The sequence below is a fragment of the Nonomuraea sp. NPDC050536 genome, assembly GCF_044457685.1.
Lineage (GTDB): Bacteria > Actinomycetota > Actinomycetes > Streptosporangiales > Streptosporangiaceae > Nonomuraea.
In genome coordinates this window covers 142790-163592 of record NZ_JBITHD010000001.1, presented here as the reverse complement: position 1 = coordinate 163592, position 20803 = coordinate 142790, and the positions used below count along the sequence as shown (strand labels likewise).

19 protein-coding genes are annotated in these 20803 nt (G+C 70.9%); 7 read left to right on the top strand and 12 right to left on the bottom strand.

The features are described 5' to 3' along the window. The first annotated feature begins 2 nt into the window (after positions 1-2). Together ACIBHX_RS00810 and ACIBHX_RS00805 are read left to right on the top strand one after the other, a co-directional pair. Positions 3-1538, top strand: coding sequence for a long-chain fatty acid--CoA ligase (locus ACIBHX_RS00810; RefSeq protein ID WP_397062897.1), 1536 nt, complete (start codon positions 3-5; stop codon positions 1536-1538). Beyond that, the gene (locus tag ACIBHX_RS00805) at positions 1539-4298 is read left to right on the top strand and encodes an ATP-binding protein (RefSeq protein ID WP_397062896.1); all 2760 of its coding nucleotides are present in this window, start codon (positions 1539-1541) and stop codon (positions 4296-4298) included. Here the strand turns inward: ACIBHX_RS00805 and ACIBHX_RS00800 are convergent. Next, complete coding sequence (locus tag ACIBHX_RS00800; protein WP_397062894.1) at positions 4288-5094, bottom strand: alpha/beta fold hydrolase; 807 nt, start codon at positions 5092-5094, stop codon at positions 4288-4290. The two genes, ACIBHX_RS00805 and ACIBHX_RS00800, sit on opposite strands and share 11 nt — an antisense overlap. A gap of 168 nt (positions 5095-5262) precedes the next feature. Between ACIBHX_RS00800 and ACIBHX_RS00795 the strand changes: the two genes are divergently transcribed. Beyond that, positions 5263-5694: a MarR family winged helix-turn-helix transcriptional regulator gene (locus ACIBHX_RS00795; protein ID WP_397062892.1), complete on the top strand. Its 432-nt coding sequence runs from the start codon at positions 5263-5265 to the stop codon at positions 5692-5694. A 225-nt stretch (positions 5695-5919) separates the two neighbouring features. Here the strand turns inward: ACIBHX_RS00795 and ACIBHX_RS00790 are convergent, their stop codons facing one another. The 4 genes from ACIBHX_RS00790 to ACIBHX_RS00775 all read right to left on the bottom strand — a co-directional run bounded on the left by ACIBHX_RS00790 (position 5920) and on the right by ACIBHX_RS00775 (position 11243). Continuing rightward, the gene (locus ACIBHX_RS00790) at positions 5920-7179 is read right to left on the bottom strand and encodes a class I SAM-dependent methyltransferase (protein ID WP_397062891.1); all 1260 of its coding nucleotides are present in this window, start codon (positions 7177-7179) and stop codon (positions 5920-5922) included. Between the two features lie 4 nt (positions 7180-7183). Further along, positions 7184-8533: an FAD-binding oxidoreductase gene (locus tag ACIBHX_RS00785; protein ID WP_397064989.1), complete on the bottom strand. Its 1350-nt coding sequence runs from the start codon at positions 8531-8533 to the stop codon at positions 7184-7186. A gap of 203 nt (positions 8534-8736) precedes the next feature. Next, positions 8737-9720 carry an NAD(P)-dependent oxidoreductase gene (locus ACIBHX_RS00780; protein WP_397062889.1) on the bottom strand — a complete coding sequence of 328 codons (984 nt, stop codon included), beginning with the start codon at positions 9718-9720 and terminating at the stop codon, positions 8737-8739. Further along, positions 9717-11243, bottom strand: a complete 1527-nt coding sequence (locus ACIBHX_RS00775; protein WP_397062888.1) for a serine/threonine-protein kinase — start codon at positions 11241-11243, stop codon at positions 9717-9719. Before ACIBHX_RS00775 ends, ACIBHX_RS00780 begins: the two co-directional genes overlap by 4 nt. Positions 11244-11441: 198 nt before the next feature. Here ACIBHX_RS00775 and ACIBHX_RS00770 point away from each other — a divergent pair, with 198 nt between their 5' ends. The 3 genes from ACIBHX_RS00770 to ACIBHX_RS00760 are packed head-to-tail and all read left to right on the top strand — an operon-like array spanning position 11442 to position 14359. After that, complete coding sequence (locus ACIBHX_RS00770; protein WP_397062887.1) at positions 11442-12563, top strand: CaiB/BaiF CoA transferase family protein; 1122 nt, start codon at positions 11442-11444, stop codon at positions 12561-12563. Continuing rightward, on the top strand, positions 12563-13198 hold the full coding sequence (locus ACIBHX_RS00765; protein ID WP_397062885.1) for a nitroreductase family protein: 636 nt from the start codon (positions 12563-12565) through the stop codon (positions 13196-13198). The genes ACIBHX_RS00770 and ACIBHX_RS00765 overlap by 1 nt, the downstream gene beginning before the upstream one ends. Positions 13199-13201: 3 nt before the next feature. Continuing rightward, positions 13202-14359, top strand: a complete 1158-nt coding sequence (locus ACIBHX_RS00760; RefSeq protein ID WP_397062883.1) for a cytochrome P450 — start codon at positions 13202-13204, stop codon at positions 14357-14359. Here the strand turns inward: ACIBHX_RS00760 and ACIBHX_RS00755 are convergent. From ACIBHX_RS00755 to ACIBHX_RS00730, 6 genes are read right to left on the bottom strand one after another with little or no spacing between them, the layout of a single operon-like run. Beyond that, positions 14316-15059, bottom strand: coding sequence for a hypothetical protein (locus tag ACIBHX_RS00755; RefSeq protein ID WP_397062881.1), 744 nt, complete (start codon positions 15057-15059; stop codon positions 14316-14318). The two genes, ACIBHX_RS00760 and ACIBHX_RS00755, sit on opposite strands and share 44 nt — an antisense overlap. Then, positions 15056-16123, bottom strand: coding sequence for a glycosyltransferase family 4 protein (locus tag ACIBHX_RS00750; RefSeq protein ID WP_397062880.1), 1068 nt, complete (start codon positions 16121-16123; stop codon positions 15056-15058). Before ACIBHX_RS00750 ends, ACIBHX_RS00755 begins: the two co-directional genes overlap by 4 nt. Further along, positions 16123-16467, bottom strand: a complete 345-nt coding sequence (locus ACIBHX_RS00745; RefSeq protein ID WP_397062878.1) for a hypothetical protein — start codon at positions 16465-16467, stop codon at positions 16123-16125. Before ACIBHX_RS00745 ends, ACIBHX_RS00750 begins: the two co-directional genes overlap by 1 nt. Then, positions 16464-17180 (bottom strand): hypothetical protein, encoded by a 717-nt coding sequence (locus ACIBHX_RS00740; protein WP_397062876.1) that lies wholly within the window; start codon positions 17178-17180, stop codon positions 16464-16466. Before ACIBHX_RS00740 ends, ACIBHX_RS00745 begins: the two co-directional genes overlap by 4 nt. Positions 17181-17189: 9 nt before the next feature. Further along, on the bottom strand, positions 17190-18305 hold the full coding sequence (locus tag ACIBHX_RS00735) for a glycosyltransferase family 4 protein (protein ID WP_397062874.1): 1116 nt from the start codon (positions 18303-18305) through the stop codon (positions 17190-17192). 5 nt (positions 18306-18310) lie between these two features. Next, the gene (locus ACIBHX_RS00730; protein ID WP_397062872.1) at positions 18311-19531 is read right to left on the bottom strand and encodes an FAD-dependent monooxygenase; all 1221 of its coding nucleotides are present in this window, start codon (positions 19529-19531) and stop codon (positions 18311-18313) included. Positions 19532-19621: 90 nt separating this feature from the next. On the opposite strand from ACIBHX_RS00730, the gene ACIBHX_RS00725 reads away from it, so the two are divergent. Beyond that, on the top strand, positions 19622-20146 hold the full coding sequence (locus ACIBHX_RS00725) for a TetR/AcrR family transcriptional regulator (protein ID WP_397062871.1): 525 nt from the start codon (positions 19622-19624) through the stop codon (positions 20144-20146). A gap of 202 nt (positions 20147-20348) precedes the next feature. Here ACIBHX_RS00725 and ACIBHX_RS00720 read toward each other — a convergent pair whose 3' ends face one another. Then, positions 20349-20801 (bottom strand): GyrI-like domain-containing protein, encoded by a 453-nt coding sequence (locus tag ACIBHX_RS00720; RefSeq protein ID WP_397062869.1) that lies wholly within the window; start codon positions 20799-20801, stop codon positions 20349-20351. Positions 20802-20803 lie beyond the last annotated feature (2 nt).

Sequence of the window (20803 nt, the reverse complement as noted above, 5' to 3'; positions counted from 1 at the left end):
TCATGCTGAACCTGTCGACGGTCCTCGAGGACAGCGCCCGGAACGCGCCCGACCACACCGCCCTGGTCTTCGGCGATATGCGCCTGCCGTACTCCATGATCGACACTGTCGCCAACCAGGTGGCCAACCTGCTGGTTTCTCGAGGGATCGGCAGGGGCGACAAGGTGGCGCTCGCCTGCCCCAACCTGCCCTACTTCCCGTTCGTGTACTTCGGGATCCTCAAGGCGGGGGCCACCGTGGTCCCGCTCAACGTGCTGCTGCAGTCGCGCGAGATCGCCTACCACCTCGACGACAGTGACGCCAAGGCGCTGTTCTGCTTCGAGGGCACGCCGGAGCTGCCACTGGGCGAGCGGGGCAGGGCCGGGTTCGAGGCCGCGCAGGGCTGCGAGCACTTCTTCGTGCTGCCCGCCACGCCGCTGGCGACCGAGTCGGAGCACGGCGAGTCCATCTGGGCCGCACTGGGCGGCATGTCCGGCGAGTTCTCGACCGCGCAGACGGCGCCCGACGACACCGCGGTGATCCTCTACACCTCGGGCACCACGGGCCAGCCCAAGGGCGCCGAGCTCAGCCACCAGAACATGCTGGTCAACTCGCTGGTCTGCGACAAGATGTTCCCGCGGAGCGAGGGCGGCGACGTCTACCTGGCGGTGCTGCCGCTGTTCCACTCCTTCGGCCAGACCGTGGTGATGAACACCGGCTTCCTGCGCGGCTCCACCGTGGTGCTGCTGCCCAGGTTCGAGGCGGGCCAGTCGCTCGAGCTCATGGTCAAGGAGGGCGTCACGTTCTTCGCGGGCGTGCCGACCAACTACTGGGCGATGCTGACGAAGATCCACGCCGATGGCGCCGAAGTGCCCAGCACGCTCAGGGTCGCCGTCGCCGGCGGCGCCTCCTCGCCGATCGAGGTGCTCAAGGACTTCGAGAAGACCTTCGGCATCGGCATCCTCGAGGGGTACGGCCTGTCGGAGACCTCGCCCGTGGCCAGCTTCAACCAGCTCGGCCGGCCCACCAAGCCCGGCACGATCGGCACGCCCATCTGGGGCGTGGAGATGAAGCTGATCGACCCCGACTGGAAGACGATCGAGGGCGAGGGCCCCGGCGAGATCGCCATCCGCGGCCACAACATCATGAAGGGCTACCACGGCAGGCCCGAGGCGACCGCCGAGGTCATGAACGACGGCTGGTTCCGCACCGGCGACGTCGCCACCCGCGACGCCGACGGCTACTACGCCATCGTCGACCGCGCCAAGGACATGATCATCCGAGGCGGGTTCAACGTCTACCCGCGCGAGCTCGAAGAGGTCCTGATGACGCACCCGGCGGTCTCGCTGGCCGCGGTCGTCGGGGTGCCGCACGAGTCGCACGGCGAGGAGATCAAGGCGTACGTCATCCGCACCCCCGGCGCTACGCTCTCTGAAGACGAGCTGATGGCCTGGGCGAGGGAGAACATGGCGGCCTACAAGTACCCGCGCATCGTGGAGTTCCGCGACGCGCTGCCGATGACGGCCACCGGCAAGATCCTCAAACGCGAGCTCCGCTAGTTGGCACTGCGTGGCCGGGAGGCCGAACTCGGCCTCCTTCATCGCCTGGCAGACGGCGTGACCTCCATCGGCGCCGCCGCGTTCGCGCTCGTCCGCGGCGAGCCGGGGATCGGAAAGACGTCCCTGCTCGGCTCGGTCGTGGAGTACGGCGCGGCCGCCGGGTTCGCCGTCGCGCGTGGCAAGGCGGAGGACCTGGACGCGGTCGCGCCGCTGTCGACGCTCATCTCGTCGCTGCGCCCGCTGCTGCCTGCCTCCGCGCCGGCGGACCTGTCGATCCGCTACGACCAGCGCCTGTGGCTGGTGGAGCAGCTGGCCGGTTACCTGGAGGCGCGCGCGCTCGAGGCGCCCGTGCTGGTCTCGGTCGACGACGTGCAGTGGGCCGACCAGCTCAGCCTGTTCGCCCTGCGCGTCCTGCCGGCCCGCCTGCGCTCGTCTCCCCTACTGTGGTTGCTGGCCAGCCGTGACGAGCACGGCGGCCCCGCATCCGAGATCGCCACTGCCGTGGCCAGGGACATGCCCGTCGACCAGATCCTGCTCGGCCCGCTGTCGGGCGGGGCCATGGCGCAGATCGCCGCCGACATCCTGGGCGCTCCGGCCGACGCCGGCACGGCGGAGCTGCTGCTTGGCGCCGGCGGCAGCCCCTTCCTGGCGGTGGAGCTGCTCACGGCCATGGCGGCCCACTCCCCGCTCGCGCCGATCCCCGCGGAGCCGGTGCGGGCCGCGATGCCTCCCACGGAGATCGCGGCCGGCCTGGCGCACGAACTGATCCACGCCTTGCCCGAGCGGCTGGTGGCCGGCGTGCGGGGGCGGCTTGAGTCCCTGCCCGCGAGGACGTTGCGGCTGCTGCAGATCGGGGCGGTGCTGGGGCGGCGCTTCGCCGTGGCCGACGCCGCCGAGCTGTGCGGGCACAAGCCGTCGGAGCTGCTCGACGCGCTGGAGGCCGCCGTCAGGGGCGGGCTGCTCGACGACGACGGCGACCAGCTGGTCTTCCGGCACGACCTGTTGCGCCAGGCGGTGTACGCGGGCATCCCCGCCTCCGCGCGCAAGGCGGTGCACCGGCAGGCGGCCGACCTGCTGGCCTCCTCGCACCGGGTCGCCGAGGCCGCCTACCACGTGCTGGAGAGCGCGGTCCCCGGCGACGAGGGGGCGATCGCGCTGCTGCGCAGGGCCGCCGACGACGCACTCGCCCTGATGCCCGACCTGGCCACCTACTACGTGACGGGCGCGCTCGAGCTGGCGTCCAGGGCGGGGACGCTGCGCTTCGAGGTGGGCGAGCAGGCGATCACGGTGCTGGGCAGGGCAGGTCGCGACCGTGACGCGGTGGGGCTGGGCGACGGGCTGCTCGCCCAGGACCCGCCGGCCGGGGTGGCGGGACGGCTGGAGGCCGCGCTCGGTGGGTCCCTGTGGAGCCTGAGCCAGGCCGCCGAGTTGCAGCGCCGTACCGGGGAGGCGCTGGCGCGCGGCGGAGCGAGCCCGCAGGTGGAGGCCAGGCTCGAGGCGCTGCACGCGCTGGCGCTGTCACGGTCGGCGGACCTGGCGGAAGCGGGCCGGGCCGGGGAGGCGGCGCTGGCCAGGGCCCGGGCGGTGGACGACCGCCGGGCGCGGATCACCTCGCTGCTCGCGCTCGGCGAGATCGCGCTGAACGCCGGCGACTGCCGGGAGGCGCTGGCCCGCTTCGCCGAGCTGCGCGGCGCGGATCCGGCGTTCACGCTGGAGGAGATCTTCGCGCTGCAGCATGTGGACGACCTGGCGGCCGGCGGCGCCCTGCTCGCGGGCATGCGCGACGACGCGCAGCGCAGGCCGCTGATGCTGGCCTGGGTCAGGGCCAACCAGAGCCTCGGGCTGGGCCGGCTGGACGACGCCGATGCCGACCTGGTGACGCTGGAACGCCTCGAGGACGACCTGATGGAGACCGTGCACGGGGTGAGCGCGCGTGTCCAGCGCGGCTGGGTGGCCCGCCTGCGCGGCGATGTGGACGGCGCGCACGCCTGCCTGGAGCAGGCCAAGAAGACCCTGGCCGGCAAGCAGGACGCGGGCGACCAGGCCGCGGTCGCCTTCCTGGAGGCGGTACTGGCCGGGGATCCGGCGCTGCTGCGGCTGGTGGCGGGACCGGTGACGCGCTGGCGGCTGCTGCGCGGGTGGCTGGCGCCCGCCGTACGGCTGGCGCTGCGCGCGGGCGACCGGGCGCTCGCCGAGGACCTGGCTGGGCAGGCGGCGCGGTACGCGGCGCGCAACCCCGACGTGCCGAGCGCGACGGGGCAGGCCGCCCAGGCAGCGGGGCTGGTGCGCGCGGAGCCGGAGTCGCTGCGGCACGCGGTGGCCCTGCTCGAGCGGGGCCCGCGCCCGCTGCTGCTCGCCGACGCGCGGACGGACCTGGGCCAGGTGCTGCTGTCCCACGGCGACAAGCAGCAGGCCATCTCCGAGCTCCGGCAGGCGGCCGAGGACTTCACCCGGCTCGGCGCGTACGGCGAGGCGGCCCGGGCCCAGGGCCACCTGGACGCGGCCGGAGCCGGGAGGCGCAAGGCCCCCAGGCGGGTCCGGCCGGTCCAGGGCTGGGGCGCGCTGACGCCCATGGAGCGGAAGGTCGCGGTGCTGATCGCCGAGGGTCACACGAACCGGTCGGCGGCGGCCGAGCTGTTCATCTCACCGCACACGGTCAACACCCACCTGACCTCCATCTTCCGCAAGCTGTCGGTCACCTCCAGGGTCCAGCTGGCCCGGGTGGTGATGGCCGAGCACACCCCTGGGCTCAGCCCCTGACGAAGGCCAGCAGGTCGGCGTTGAAGGCGGCGTCGTAGTCGCCGAACAGGCCATGCGGCGCCCCCGAGTACACCTTGAGCGTGGCGTCCTTGATCAGCTCGGCGGACTTGAGCGCCGAGTCGGCGATCGGCACGATCTGGTCGGCGTCGCCGTGCGCCACCAGCGTGGGCACGTCGATCTTGGCCAGGTCGGCGGTGAAGTCGGTCTCGGAGAACTGCTTGACGCAGTCGACGGCGGCCTTGAGCCCGCAGGCCATGCTCATCAGCCAGAAGGCGTCCCGCGCGCCCTGGGACACGCCGGGTCCGTAGAACGACGCGCTCAGGTCCTGGTAGAACTGCGACCGGTCGTTCAGCACGCCGGCGCGGATGCCGTCGAACACCTCGATCGGCAGGCCCTCGGGGTTGGCCTCGGTCTTGAGCATCAGCGGCGGCACGGCGCCGAGCAGCACCGCCTTGGACACCCGGGCGCTGCCGTGGCGGCCGATGTAGCGGGTCACCTCGCCGCCGCCGGTGGAGTGGCCGACCAGCACCGCGTCGCGCAGGTCGAGCGTCTCGATCAGGTGGGCCAGGTCGTCGGCGTAGGTGTCCATGTCGTTGCCGTTCCACGGCTGGCCGGAACGGCCGTGGCCGCGGCGGTCGTGGGCGATGGCGCGATAGCCGTTCTCGGCCATGAAGCGCAGCTGGCTGTCCCAGGCGTCGGAGTTGAGCGGCCAGCCGTGGCTGAAGACGACGGGCTGCCCGCTCCCCCAGTCCTTGAAGAAGATCTCGACGCCGTCAGCGGTCGTGACGAATCCCATGGTTCCCCCCAGTGACGGTTGAACGAATCGGTAGATGAGTCACGGTAGGTGTCGCTGGTGCGCCTGCCATCGCGTATTCACGTGAGATCCGGGATGGTTCACGGCATGATAGCTTCCTAAGTGCAATGTCTTGCTTGATGCAGATGTAAGCCTAAGGAAGGTGTGGGCGTGTCGACTCCCAGCGAGATGTTCCGACGCTACCTCAGCGCGATGGTGCTCAACAGCCTGGCCACGGCCGAGGCGGCTGGGCTGAACGCCACCGACTACTACGCGCTCAACCTGCTCGACCTGGCGGGCCCGCTCACCTCGGGCGAGCTGGCCACCCGCACGGGGCTGACCACCGGGGCTACCACGCGGCTCATCGACCGGCTGGAGAAGGCGGGCTGCGTGCGCAGGGTGCTGGATCCGGCCGACCGGCGCAAGGTCATCGTGGAGAGCGTCGGCGCGCCGCCCGGCCTGGACAAGGTCCTGGAGGGGACGCGGCGGCGGCTGGGCGAGGTGCTGATGAGCTACGGCGAGGAGCAGCGCGGCGTGCTGTTCGACTACTTCGGCCGCGCGTCCGAGGCCTACCAGGAGGCCACCGACGAGCTCAGATCGTGAGCGGCCCGCCCGTCGCTCGCGGGGCTCTGACGGTCACGACGCCACTCGTTCAGGCTGTCCGGCAGCCGCCGCCGGCCGGCATACGAAAACGACTCCGCCCCACATGGGTGGAGCGGAGTCGTGACGGCGGGATGCGTCACCCTTCAGGCGTGGCGTCTCCCTGGAGGCCCTCAGCCGAAGTGCGGCGACTGGCGGTTGCGGTGGCTTGCCGTAACAGCAGAGTCCTTACGGCCAGGTGACTGACGGACGCAGAGGAACCCCGGACTTGCCCTCGTCGTCGAGTTTGACGCCGAGGATCTGGTGGAGCTGGACCTTGTTGCGCTCGAAGCCGACGATGCAGCCGGCCATGTACAGCGCCCAGACGCGGGCCGTGCCGAGGCCGACCTCCTGGACGGCGTCCGCCCAGTTGGCGTCGAGGTTGTCGCACCAGTGGCGCAGCGTCTTGGCGTAGTGCTCGCGCAGGTTCTCCTCGTGGCGGATCTCGAAGCCGAGGTCCTCCATCTGCCTGACCAGCCAGCCCACCGACTCCAGCTCGCCGTCGGGGAAGACGTAGCGGTTGATGAAGCCGCCCTTGTTGAAGGTCTTCTCCGCGCCCGTGGGACGGGTGATGCAGTGGTTGAGTATGCGCCCGCCCGGCTTGAGCTTGCCGTACAGGAACTCGAAGTAGGACGGCACGTTGGCCTTGCCGATGTGCTCGGTGAGGCCGATCGAGCTGACCGCGTCGAAGTCCGTCTCGGGCACGTCGCGGTAGTCCATGTGCCGGACCTCGGCCAGGTCCTCCAGGCCCGCCTCCTTGATGGCGCGCTGGGCCCACTCGGCCTGCTGCTTGGACAGCGTGACGCCGAGCACCTTGACGCCGTAGTGCTTGGCGGCGTGCATGACCATGCCGCCCCAGCCGCAGCCGACGTCGAGCAGGCGCATGCCGGGCTTGAGGTCGAGCTTCCTGGCGACCAGGTCGAACTTGGTGAACTGCGCCTCCTCCAGCGAGGAGGTCTCCTCGGGGAAGACCGCGCAGGTGTAGGCCATGGACGGGCCGAGCACCCACTCGTAGAAGCGGTTGGAGACGTCGTAGTGATGGTGGATCGCCTCGGCGTCGCGCTGCTTGGCGTGGCGGGAGCCCAGCTTGGCCAGCGCGCTCTGGCGCATCTCCTGAGGGGGCGGCGGCACGCGCATCAGCAGGGGCTTGACGCCGAGCGCCCGGACCGCGTCCGCCTTCTCGCGGAGGGTCAGGTCATTGGTGGTGATGTTCCACATACGGTCCAGCAGCGTGTACATGTCGCCCTGGACGTCGAGGTGGCCGGAGATGTAGGCCCTGGCCAGCCCGAGCTCGCCGGGTGCCTGCGCGAGGTAGGCCACCGCGATGGGCGACTTCACCTCGATCGTGATGTCCGCCCCGTCCGGACCTGCGTTGCTGCCGTCATAGGCCTCGAACGCGATGTTGGTGTTCTGTCCAACGATTTTCTCGAAGATGGATGCAAGCGCCATCTGGTCACCTTCCCCGCACACACTTGTCGTACAGGTCCAGCAGGCGACCGTTCGGATCGTATTCCCGCTTGACCGGCCAGTAAGCATCGCCGTTGTACAGCTGCCAGAACTGCTCACGGGCGTAGAAAGAGGTCGAGTAGAGCGACTTGTGCCCGTCGAGGTCGTGCACAGCGTTCTCGATGAGCCGGTTGTAGTAACCGTCGAACTGTCCGCGCGGCAGCGACACCATGCCCCAGAAGCCGAAGTTGACGTACAACTTGCCCGGCTCGAGCGGATACAGCGGCCAGCGCGAGTTGGCCTTCAGCGGGCACATCCACACCGGCGTCATGCCCACCTTGTCGTGGAAGAACTCCAGGAATTCCGCGCCGCGCTCGATCGGCGCCTCGACGTCCTGGATCACCGCCTCCGACACCGGGCGCCCGGCCCAGCGGTCGACGCGGGCGGTCACGCCGTACTTGCGGTCGAGGGCCACGAGCCTGCGGTAGACGTCGGAGCGCATGTAGCGGCGCGGCATCAGCGAGCGCACGACCGGCTGCTGCACGCCGAAGGCGCGCGAGCACCAGAACCAGTCGGTGTCCCAGCGCCACAGGTAGTCGCGGACGGTCAGCCAGTCGCGCTTGCGCTTCCTGATCGACTGGTAGTAGATCCGCATGCCGGTGTAGTCGGAGACGTACGGCGCGCGGTCGGAGAAGCGGCCCAGGGTGACGTACATCTCGCCGGGGGTGAAGTACACCCCGTCCACGAAGTCGACCGGCTGGCCGTCGTGCTCCATGCTGTCGCAGATCTCCTGCATGGCCAGCATGCACTTGTCCGCGTCGGTGAACTTGACGTGCGTGAGGTGCACGTACGGCTGGACCTTGCGAAGCTTGATCTTGATACGCAGCGCGTAGCCGAGCGTGCCGTAGGAGTTCGGGAACGACCGGAACAGGTCGCGGTGCTCGTTGTCGTCGCGCGCCACGATGATGCGCCCGTCGCCGGTGAGGATCTCCAGCTCCTCCACCGACTCGTGCGGCAGCCCGTCGCGGAAACTGGTCGACTCGATGCCCAGCCCGGTGACCGCGCCGCCCAGCGTGATGGTCTTCAGCTGCGGCACCACGTACGGCATGAGCCCGTACGGCAGCGTGGCGTCCACCAGGTGCTCGTAGGTCGTCATGCCCTGGACCTCGGCCGTCATGGAGACCGGGTCGACGCTGATGACCTCGGCGAGGTCCCTTGCCGACAGCCTGGCCGTCTTGCCCGCGTCACGGAACCTGAACAGGTTCGAGGTGGCCTTGGCCAGGCGGGGCGCGGCGTCGCCGGGAATCTCGGCGTACGACTGCCGGATCTGCTCTACTGCCCGTTGGTGTGTCGACATCGATGTCGTCACAGCCCCTCCTTCGTCGGGGCTGTGACGACAGAGTCGCGCTGCGTTTGATTGGTTCGCTCGCTGCGCTCGTTCACGAAGCACCCCCTTGAGCTGGTAGAGATCGTCCGTAAGACCGTATCTCCCCAAAACACGACAGAACAGACCGGGGTGGTTAATGGCCCGAAAACTCATCATCGTGCCAGGTGATAACCCTACGCGGAGGGCGAACCGCCAAATTTCCTGGTGATCACCTGTGACACCCCGTTCACCACGTGCTCGACGGGACGGCCCTCGAGCGCCGCGGTGAGATTGGCCATCGTAGCGGTGAGCAGGCGTCCGGTGGAGGCCGGGGTGACGCCCGCGACGTGCGGAGACAGCAGGACCCGGTCGAGCTTGCGCAAAGGGTCGTCGACCGGCAGCGGCTCGGCGTCGAACACGTCCAGCGCGGCGCCGCCCAGGTGACCCGACTCGATCGCGGCGGCCAGCGCGGCCTGGTTGACGACGCCGCCCCTGGCCGCGTTGATCAGCAGCGCGCCCTCCTTCATCCGCCCGGCGTCGATCATGCCCCGGGTCTCCTCCGACAGCGCGATCACCACGACCAGCACGTCGGAGTCGGCGATCACGCCGTCCAGCGCGGTGTAGCCGGGCTCCTCGCGCGGCGTGCGCGTCCAGTAGGCCACCTGGCAGCCGAACGCCTCGAACAGCCGCTTGCAGATCACCCCGATCGGGCCGAACCCGACGATGCCCACCCGCGAGCCCGCCAGCTCCCGCGGCCTCAGCTGCTGCTGCGGCCACTCCCCCGCGCGCACGGCGGCGTCGGCCTCGCCGAGCTTGCGGGCCAGCGACAGCGCGGCGGCCAGGCACCACTCGGCCACCGAGGTGGCGTTCACCCCGGCGGCGTTGGCCAGCGGCACCCCGGCCGCCGCCAGCGCGTCCAGGTCGTAGCCCTCCACGCCGACCGCGGGCTGCTGCACGAACGCCAGCCTGGGTGCGGCGGCGACCGCCTCGGCGTCCAGCGCCAGCTCGGCCGACCAGTCGCCGAGCACGATCTCGGCCTCGGCCAGCCCGTCGAGCAGGCTCCCCCGGTCACGGGCGGCGGGAACCCGCACCTCGACCCGGTCGCCGAGAGGAGCCAGGATCGCGCGTACCAGATCCTCAGGCAGCGGAGGCAGGGCCAGGAGGTTCCAGGGGGTCATGCCCCCACAGTAAAGCTGTCGATCACCTGGCGCATCAGCGTGCCGCTGCGTTTCCACTGGGCCTCGGTCGTGGTCCACGACACCAGGTAGGCCGTCTCGCCGATGACGACCGAGCGCTGCAGCTCGTGATAGCGCTGCCCGGACGCGGCCCACGGCCGGTCGCCGCCCGTCCCGCCGGTCCAGGTGAACTCCCACTCGACCGCCTTGGTCCCCTGATGGATGACCCCGCGGCGGCGCACGGTCCGCAGGTCCCCGACGGACTGCCGCAGCTCCTCCTCCGAGTCGCGCACGTTCTGCGCGGCGTCGAGCTTGGCGTACAGCGCCTGGACGGCCAGATGCCCGCTCCTGTCCGGGCGTGTCCACTCGGTGTAGGCGTCCTTCTTGGCGCCCCTCCATCCGATGGGCCGCATGATCGACCAGCCGTCGGGCGAGGTCCAGCCGCGCACCACGGGCACCGGCTTGCTCACCGTCGGGGTCGGCGTGGCGGTCGGGGTCTTCTTGGGGGTCTGGGTGGGCGTGGTCGGCAGCGGGCTGGTGGCCGCCTGCTGGGTGACCTGCGGCGTGGCCCCGCCGGGCGCGGTGAGCGTGAGGTAGGCGACCGTGCCCCCGCCGCCGGCCACGGCGATCGCCGCGATGGCCGCGATCAGGGTACGGCTGCCGCGGCGCGGCTCGGCGGGAGTCTCGTGCCGCCCGTCGGCCTGGCTCCTGGCCGCGATGACCGCGGCCAGGAGCCGGTCGGCCTCGGCGGCGTCGACCCGCTCGTTCGCCTCCTTGCGCAGCAGGCCCTGCAGCGGCGGGTGCATGATCGGCGGGATCCTGCGGTAATCCGGCTCCTCGCTCAGCAGCGCGGTCAGCGTGGCCATGGGGTCGCCGCGCTCGAAGGGCGAGCGGCCGACCAGCGAGGCGTAGAGGGTGGCCCCCAGCGACCACAGGTCCGAGGCGGGTCCCGCCTCGGCGGCCCGGACGCGTTCCGGGGCCAGGAAGCTCGGCGAGCCGGTCACCATGCCGGTCTTGGTGAGCGAGGAGTCGCCCTCGGCCATGGCGATGCCGAAGTCGGTCAGCACGGCCCTGCCGTCGTCGGTCAGCAGGATGTTGCTGGGTTTCACGTCGCGGTGCAGGATCCCAGCCTCGTGGGCGGCGCGCAGGGCCGAGAGCACCTGGCGGCCGACGTCGGCGGCCTGCTCCACGGGCAGCGCGCCCGAGGTGGCCACGACCTCCTCGACGGATTGGGCGCGCACCAGCTCCATGATGATCCACGGGCGGCCGTCCTCCTCGACGACGTCGTAGATCGCGACCACCGACGGGTGGTTGAGCCGGGCGGCGATGCGGGCCTCCCGGGCAGTGCGCACCAGGTGTCGTTCCTGGTCGGCCCGGGGCAGCCCCTCCTGCAGCAGCACCTCCTTGACCGCGATGGGCCGGTTGAGCAGCGTGTCGCGGCCCTCCCAGACCACACCCATGCCCCCGCGCCCAAGCTCGCGCAGTAACTGGTAACGCCCGGCGATAAGCCGATTCCCAGCAACCATGACCAACCCCTGTAGACCCTCCGAACAGTGGGCAAGTTTCCCATATCTCCCACTGATCTCGTGGGAGGTATGGGAAGGACAGATCTAGGCGCCTTGCGGGCGCGCACCGAATGTTGTTCTACTGAGGCGTGCGCTCCCAAGCGTTCTACCAAGCGCTTGCTTGTGACTTGATAGCGGCCTACTCTCGAGGAGATGTCCATGTCTGAAGCCCGTCAGGGCCCGCTGGCCGGGGTTCGCGTGCTCGAGCTCGCCGGGCTCGCACCGGGGCCCTTCGCCGGAATGATGCTGGCCGATCACGGCGCGGAGGTCCTGCGGGTGGACCGGGTCCCGGCCGTCACCGACAAGCCGCGCGCGGACGTCATGGACCGCGGCAAGCACACCATCGGGCTCGACCTGAAGTCGCCCGAGGGCGTGGCCGCCTTCAAGGAACTGGCCAGGAACGCCGACGTGGTCATCGAGGTGTTCCGCCCCGGTGTGGCCGAGCGGCTCGGCATCGGCCCGGACGACCTGCACGCCGTCAACCCGCGCCTGATCTACGGCCGGATGACCGGCTGGGGCCAGGACGGACCGCTGGCGCCGACCGCCGGGCACGACATCGACTACATCGCGATCTCCGGCGTGCTGTCGATGCTGGGCCGCGACGGCGGCAAGCCGACCCCGCCAATCAACATCCTGGGCGACTTCGCCGGCGGCGGGCTCATGCTGGCCTACGGCGTGCTGCTCGCGCTGTTCGAGCGGGAGCGGACCGGCAGGGGCCGGGTGATCGACGCGGCCATGGTGGACGGCGCCGCGATCCTGTTCTCGATGTTCTACCACGGGGTGCAGAGCGGGTACTGGGGCCCGCGCGGGACGAACCTCCTCGACACCGGCGCGCCACAGTACGACACCTACGAGACCGCCGACGGGCAGTACCTTGCCGTCGGGTCGCTGGAGCCGCAGTTCTGGGACGCGATGGTGTCGCTCATGGGCCTCACCGACCTGCCCGACCGGCACGACAGGGAGCAGTGGCCCGCGCTGAAGGCCCGCCTGGCCGAGGAGTTCAAGCGGATGACGCGGGCCGAGTGGGAGGCCGTCTTCGACGGCTCCGACGCCTGCGTGTCGCCGGTGCTGTCGATGGCCGAGGCCGTCGGGCACCCGCACAACGTGGCCCGCGGCAGCTTCGTCGACGTGGACGGCATCCACCACCCCAGTCCCGCGCCCCGGCTGCTCGGCGAGCCCGACCAGGACCTGTCCCCCGCCACCCGGCTGGAGGACCTGTCGGCGTGGGGCATCCCCGCCGAGGACGCCGCCAAGCTCCGCTCGCAGGGGGTGCTGGCGTGATGGACGTCTTCGAAGCCCTCTACACCACCCGGGCGATGCGCAGGGTCCGCCCCGACCCGATCCCGCTCGAGGTGCAGCGCGGCATCGTGGACGCCGCGATCCGGGCCCCCAGCGGCGGCAACGCGCAGAACTGGCGCTTCCTGCTGGTCGACGACCCCGCCGTCAAGGCCGAGCTCGGCCCGCTCTACCGCGACGGGCTGCGCCAGCTGTGGGAGGGGCACTACAAGGCGCTCAGGGAGAACGCCGACGAGCAGACCCGTAAGGTGCTGGCCTCCGCCGAGCACCTGGCCGAGCACTTCGAGGCCTACCCGCTGATGCTGTTCGCGTTCGTGCAGTACGACCCGAGCGGCGGCTCGATCTTCCCGGCCGTGTGGAGCGCCCAGCTGGCCGCCCGCGCCCACGGCGTCGGCACCGCGCTGACCAGCATCCTGGCGATCTTCCATCCGAAGGAGACGCTGCGGATCCTGGGCGTGCCCGCGGACCAGAACTGGCGGCTGGCCTGCACGGTCACCTTCGGCTATCCGACCGGCCGATGGGGTGTGGCGCCGCGCCGCCCCGCCCACGAGGTCACCTACCGCAACCGGTGGGAGGAGCCGCCCGGCTTCGAGATCCCGTTACCTCTCTGGCAGGAGTAAGAGATGGACCTGCTCGACGGCGAGCTGTACGCGAACGATCCCTGGCCGGCGTACGCGTGGCTGCGGGAGCACTCTCCCGTCCACCACGACGAGGGCAACCGGCTGTGGGGGATCTCCAGACACGCGGACATCTCGGCGATCGAGCGTGATCCCAAGCTGTGGACCAGCACCGGCGGCTACCGGCCGCAGCTGCCGAGCGACCCGTCGATGATCGGGATGGACGACCCCGAGCACGCCGAGCGCCGCCGCCTGGTCTACCGCCGCTTCACCCCGCGCTACGTGCACGAGCGCTACGCGGCCCGCATCCGGCAGGTCGTCGTCGAGCTGATCGAGGCGGCGCTGCGCGAGGGCACGGTCGACGCGGTGCCCGCGCTCGCCGCGCCGCTGCCCGCGCGGATGATCGGCTGGCTGCTCGGCTTTCCCGACGAGGACTGGCCGAAGCTGCGCCACTGGTCGGAGACCACGATCGTGGCCGGCGGCGGGCAGCGCTACGTCACCCATGAGGCCGCGGTGGCCGCCGGGGAGTACGGGCTGGCCGTACTGGAGCTCGCCGCCGAGCGGCGCGGCTGCCCACGCGACGACCTGCTGTCGCTGTGGTCTGCCAGGCCCGACTATGACGACGAGCACCTGGCCAACGAGGCGCTGCTGCTGCTCGACGGCGGCGCGGAGACCACCAGGACGGTGATCGCGACGGCCATCGACGCGCTGATCAGGCATCCCGACCAGTGGGCGCGGCTGCGCGCCGACCCCGGGCTGATCGAGGGCGCGGTCGAGGAGTTCATCCGGTGGACCACGCCGATACTCAACATGTGCCGCGCCGCCACCCGCGACACCGAGCTGCACGGGCAGCTCATCCGCGGCGGCGACCAGGTCCTGCTCATGTACGGCGCGGCCAACAGGGACCCGTCGGTGTTCCACGATCCGGAGACCTTCGACGTGACCCGCAGGCCCGGCGGGCACATCGCCTTCGGCCTGGGCACCCACTTCTGCCTCGGGGCGGCGCTGGCCCGGCTCGAGCTGCAGATCTTCTTCGAGGAGTGGGTGGCCAGGGTGGGCTCGGCGACCTGGGCCGACGCGGAGGGGCCACGGATCCTGCCCAACGCGTTCGTGCGCGGTGTCACGTCCTTCCCTGTCTCGCTCTCAGCCGCGCCGCGCGGGTGAACTGGTCGTCGAAGCGGCGCGGGAAGGGCACGACGCGGTGCCTGTCACGGTGGGGCGCGGCCTGCCGTACCGTGTTGAAGCCCGCGGCGGAGACGATGCGATCCGCCGTCGCGAACAAGGGCCACGCCGGGCTTATGGAGACATGCCGGACATCCGGAGGCAGCCCGTCTGGGGCAGTGGGCGAGATGAGCGCCAGGGAGGGCGTGGCACCTTCGAGTGCGGCGCACTCGCGGGCGTAGTCCACCAGTTCCAGGGTCTCGTGGTCGGGGCCTGAGTGCACGACGAGCCAGTCCGCCGGGGCGGTCGCGGCGGCAGCCGGCGGGTCGACCAGGTGGAGCGGGGCGACGGTGCCCGAAATTTCCCGCAAATACGTGAGATGGGGGTCCGTGACCGGCTCGACCAGCCAGGTGCGGTCGAAGCGCAGCGCGTCGTCCGGGATCAGCGGCCGGTAGGCCTCCCACCGCAGCAGCCGCGCCAGGTGCACCACCGGTACCCCGGCAGGCACGTCGGAGGCGCTCAGCTCCCCGTCGAGCCCGGCGGGGAAGGCGTCCACGACGAACTCCGTCGCACCCTCCAGCGCCCCGGGAGCGGGCGGCTCGGTCAGGACGACGGCCTCCGCGCCCGGGTGCACGGTGTGCAGGTAGGCCCGCATCCGCGTCAGATGCCCGAGGCCGCCACCCCGCGCGTAGCAGACGATCACGCGACGTCGCGGAACACCCGCAGGTAGCCCTCGGTCTCGGCGCCCACCGTGAAGTCCCTGCGCACCCGCTCGGCGGCGGCCAGCCCGAGCTTGGCCAGCTCCTCGTCCGTCGCCCGCCAGGCCCGGTCCACCGCGGCGCGGCAGTCGTGCGGATCGCCCGCCCTGAACCGGAACCCGATCTCCGCATCCACCAGGTCGCCCAGCCCGCCCGCGTCGGAGGCCAGCAGCGGGACGCCGAGCGCGGCCGCCTCGAGCGCCACGTTGGGCAGCCCGTCGTAGAAGGACGGCAGCGCGACCAGGTCGCAGGCGGCGTAGACGGCCGGCAGCTCGTACCGGTCGAGGAAGGGCAGCCGTGTGTGCTCCATCGCGACCTCCACGCCCTCCTCCAGCTCGCCCACGAGCAGCAGGTGGAAGCCGTAGTCACGCAGTGCTTCCAGCAGGAACGCCACGCCCTTCTTGTTCTTCAGCTGCCCGACCAGCCCGATCGTGCGCCTGCCCGCCCGGGCCCGCCTCTCGTGGCCCGCCGAGCGCTCGGAGGGCAGGATCTCCCAGTTCGCGGTCTCGATCCCGTTGGCCACCCACGTGACCGGCACCTCCGGCACCAGCGCGGACACGAGCGGGGCGTGGGAGGAGGCCACCACGCACACCCTGGCCGAGGCGCGCAGCGCGTCCAGCAGGGCGGCCCGGCGGCGCAGCGAGAACACGCCGGTGTCGAAGTCGTTGCCGCGCAGCAAGGTCACCAGCGGCGCGCCCAGCCAGGCCGACAGGACGGGCGCGGCCAGCATGCCGTAGGTCCCGCCGAAGGCCACCACGTGCGTGTACGACTCGCCCGCCAGCACCGTCCACAGCCTGCGCAGGGCGTGCTCGGGGTTGTCCTCCAGCGGCACGGTCAGCAGCCGCCCGCCGTACTCGGCGCGCACCTCCCAGGGACGCGCCCGCCTGGTCAGGTGCGCGATGTCGAGCTCGACACCCGTCTGACGCAGCCCGCGCACGATCCTGTCGCACGACTCGGCCATGCCGCCGCGGCTCGGCGGGTAGTGCTCGGTGATCCACAGGATGCGCATCAGCTGTCCACGAAGTCGTCGCCGCCGTAGTCGAAGTCGCCCTCGCCGAAGTCGCCCTGGTCGTCGGGGTCGAACGCGCCGCGGTCGTAGTCGTCGAACGTGCCGTACCAGGTGGGATCGGAGTACGAGGTGGACGAGGAGTGGTAGTAGCCGGTGCGGTAGCCGCTGGTCCAGAACGGGTCGTACGGCGAGCCGTACCCCTGGGCGGTGGCGCATTCGGGGCAGAGCCCGCCGGCGTCATGCTGGCCGCAGATCGGCCTGCCGCAGCGCCCGCAGCCGGCGACGGCGGGCCGCCCGCAGCGGCCAAGCACGAAGAATCCGGTGCTCACCAGGCACGGGGTCACGCGGTCCTCCTCGTGGGGCCGGTCCACCTGAACAACTCGGTCGCGACCGTCATGATGGCGCCCAGCTGGTCGCGCTCCGCCGGGAGCGGCACCTTGGCGCTGGCCCTGATCACGGCCCTGGGGCCGGGCTTGACCTTCACCCTGATCCATGGCGGCGGAGGTCCGGCCGGCTGCGTGGCGGGCTGTGCCTTGGCCAGCGCGCGGGTGGTGAAGATGCGCTGGACGGCCTTGGACTTGCTCTTGGTCTTGTACTTGCCGCTGCGGCTGGTCTTGGAGACCCGCCGGTGGCGGACGACGTCGACGACGCCGAACTCCAGCACGCTGCCGTCACGCAGCTCCGAGCGCACCCGCAGCCACGGGTCCTGGACCCACCACTGCACGAGCTTGCGGATCGGCCGCTGGACGGGCAGTTGCTGCTGCGGGCCGGCCTTGCCGGGCACGGAGTGGCCGCGCAGGTCGGCGTTGATCCCGAGCGAGCCTTCGGGTCCCACGTCCTCGCACAGCACCCTGATCAGCGGAACCAGCACCGTCTCTGTGCGGGCGGGCAGCCGCCACTTGCGCCGGCGGACCACCTCGGTGTGCCGCGACAAGCTCGACACCAGCGCCGACCACTCGCTTTTCGGCAGCGTCGCGGAGAGCGTGTGCTCCCAGATCAGCCTCTGGTGCAGCGGGTGGAACTCGGCGATGGCCGCCTTGGTCTTCCGCCAGAACATGGCGAAACCCTACACACGCCGATAGACCTGGGCGAGCCTCGCACGAGACTGACTCCAGGCCGGCACGCGCTTCCTGGCCCGCTCGGCCATCTCCCGCGCCGCCTGCGGGTACTCCAGCAGGATCCGGATCGCCCGCGCCAGCTCGGCCGGCCGATCGGGCGCGACCAGCCGCCCGTCCTCCCCCAGGATCTCCCGTACGGCCGGCAGCGCGGAGGCCACCACGGGAGTGCCCGCGGCCATGGACTCCAGGATCTTCAGCGGCGCGCAGCCCTGGTCGAGGTTGCGCGGACAGGCGGTGAGCGGGGCCACCGAGACCTCGGCGCCCGCCAGCCAGCCCGCGACCTCCTCGTGCGGGAGCGTGAAGCGCCACACGAGCCTGCCGTCCACGCCGAGGCGCTCGGCCAGGCGGAGGTAGGGCTTGGCCCGCCGTTCGGGGACCGAGGAGCAGATGACCAGGCTCAGGCCGGTCAGGTCGGCGAGCCTGGCGAAGGCCCTCAGCAGCACGTCGACGCCCTGCCAGCGCTGGAGGGCGCCCACGTAGATGACGTACCGCTCCGGCGCGTCCTCGGGCTTTTCCGGGGTCACCGGGTCGGCGCCGTTAGGAACGAGATGGATCTTTTCCGGATTTATCCCTCTTTTGCGGAGGGCGTCGGCGATGACGGCGGAAGGCACCACAAGGGCGTCGGCGGCTTCGAGGCAGTGCTGCTCCAGGTCTCGCAGCTTGGCCAGGCTGGTGGGGGCGGCGTGCGGCCAGGTGTGCGGCAGCTCGATCGACGGCAGCCCGTTGACCTCGTAGACGACCTTGTGCCCGTGGCCGAGCACCGGCAGCGCGCTCCACGGGTCGCGCACGTGTACCAGTTCCAGCGTGCCCAGGTGCGGCCGCAGGTGCGCGGCCACCCAGGCGGAGTACGCCTCGGCTCGGTCGATCAGGTTGGGGATCTGCTCGTCGAAGCGGGCGATCTCGATGTCGCCCTCGCGCTGGTAGCGCGGCAGCCCGCCGCCGCCGAGCACGCCGAGCAGGCCGCCGCCGTAGACGGAGAACAGCTCGGCGGCCATCTGCCCGATGTGCACGGCGGAGCCCTTGCTGGACGGGAAGCGGTCGAAGGCGAAGTAGGCGGCGCGCACGCCGCTCACCTTATGGGGCGTACCGTTTCGTATGCCTTGTAGTCCTTCACCTCGAACTGGTCGTGCAGCCGCACGCCCTTGCGGTTGAGCTTGGCCAGGGTCCGGGTGATCCCGCTGGGCACGACGTTGACCAGCCGCATCGCCGAGACCAGCGCCCACAGGTCGAACGGCGACCCGGGCACGATCCGCTTGGCCGAGCCGACGGCGAACGCACGGCTCTGCCGTACGTACTCGCCGATCTCACGCTCGTAGGAGGGGAAGGCGCGGGTGTGGTCGCCGCCGAAGCGGGCCAGCTCGCCGGCCAGCACGTAGGCGCCGATCACGGCCAGGCTGGTGCTGCCGCCGACGGCGGGGCCCGGGCAGTAGCCGGCGTCGCCCGCCAGCGCGACCCGGCCGCGCGACCAGGTGTCCAGGCGCAGCTGGGTGATCGAGTCGTAGTAGAAGGCAGGAGTGGTGTCGAGCATGCCGAGGATCCTGGGCACCTCCCAGCCCATCCCGGCGAACTGCTCGCGCAGGAGCTGCTTCTGCCGCTCGATGTCGCGGTAGTGGTACTCCAGCGGCTCCGGCGTGCGGAACAGGAAGACCGCCCGAGCGTCGTCCAGGTGGGCCGCGCCGTATATTCCGGCCATCCTGCCCACGTCGGCCACGCTCTCCATGCGGCTGTCGAGCTCGAGGTAGTTGGGGACCGAGATCACGGCCAGGTACGCCCCGATCCAGGCGGAGAAGCGCTTCTCGGGGCCGAAGGTCAGGCGGCGCACGTTGGAGTGCAGGCCGTCGGCGCCGAGCACCAGGTCGAAGCGGCGGCCGGGGCCACGCTCGAAGCTCACCTCGCCGTCGTCGGAGATCGCCGTGATCGAGTCGTCGAAGATGTACTCCGCGCTGTCGCGGGTGAGGTCGTAGAAGATCTCGCTCAGGTCGTCGCGCATGATCTCTACGTGCCGGTCGGACACGGCCGTGTAGACGCGCCGCAGATCCAGCTCGACCGGCTTGGCGCCCTCGCGGTGGACGGTGATCCAGTTCGTGCCCGTCTTCATGGACTGGACGCGGTCGAGCACACCCATCTTCTCGGCGATGTCCATCGCGGGCCTGAACAGGTCGACCGCGTGACCGCCCGTCTTGCGCAGCGTCGGCGCCCGCTCGACGACGGTGACCTCGAAGCCGTAGCGGCCCAGCCAGTACGCCAGGACGGGGCCGGTGATGCTGGCGCCGGACACCAGAATCCTCATGACCAACCTCCTTACTTAACGGATGGTAAGTGGCTCTTCGAGGCTACCGCATGGGCTTACTTAACGATAGGTAAGCGATAGGCTGATCTCATGGCCGGCAGCGACACCAAGGAACGCATCCAGGCGGTTGCCCGCGAGCTCTTCGTCGAGCAGGGGATCCAGAACACCAGCCTGCGGCAGATCGCCGACAGGCTGGGCATCACCAAGCCCGCGCTGTACTACCACTTCACCTCGCGCGACGATCTGGTGCGCAGCATCGTCCAGCCGCTGGTGGAGGAGATGGAGGCCTTCGTCGACGGGCGGGAGCACGGTGACGGGCGCGGGCTGATCGAGGACTACTTCGACCTGATCTGGCGGCACCGCGACGTGCTCGGGATGATGGTGCGCGAGCTTTCCACGCTGGCCTACATGGACCTCGGCACCCGTATGTTCGCCTGGCGGCGGCGGCTGATCCTGCTGCTGCTCGGCCCCGATCCGACGCGGGCGCAGCACGTGGCCGCCACGGTGGCGCTGGGCGGGCTGTCCGACTGCGCGGTCGAGTACGCCGACGTGCCCGCGGAGCAGGTCAAGCCCGCCGCGGTCGCCGCCGCTCTCGGGGCGCTCGGGCTGGCATAAAACCTGGGCAAAACCACGGCTCCTGCGTGCTGCTCTCGCGGGTACGGCTGGCCGCGTGCCCGGGGAAACATGACGCCGTGGCGGCGAGTCAGCGGCACCGACTCGCCGGAAGCGCCGGGCGCGGGCCGTCAGCCGGAGTGCGGCGGGCGGCCGGTGGGGCGGCCTGCCGTACTTCCGCTGTTTTATACGGCGATGTAGCTGTTTATACGGCGATGTAGAGGTCGGCGCCCTCGGGGTGGTGGATCTCCAGGTCCGTGGCGAAGGAGCGCGGCGGCGTGCCGCCCGACTCGGTGTGCTTCCACACCTGCATCCACGCGTCGATGATCGCCTGCGGCATCGAGCCGCGGGCCTCCACCTTCAGGCTCTGACCAGCGGGGACGCGCACGGCCACCATGCCCTCGGGCAGCCGCGGAACCGTCCGCACGCCCACGCCGAGGATCTGGGTGTAGGCGCCGTGATGGTCGCTCTCGTAGTCGGTGAGGACCGCGTACAGGTTCTCGTCGATCCGTCCTGGCACGTGCGCGAAGGCCCCCGGCCCACCCGCGCGCTGCCAGAGCGCCGGCAGCTTGGCCTTGGCCTGGTCCATCTCGTCCGTGTTCGTGGTGCGCACGGCATAGCCGACCACCAGCACCTCGGCTCGCTCGACGACGTCCACTC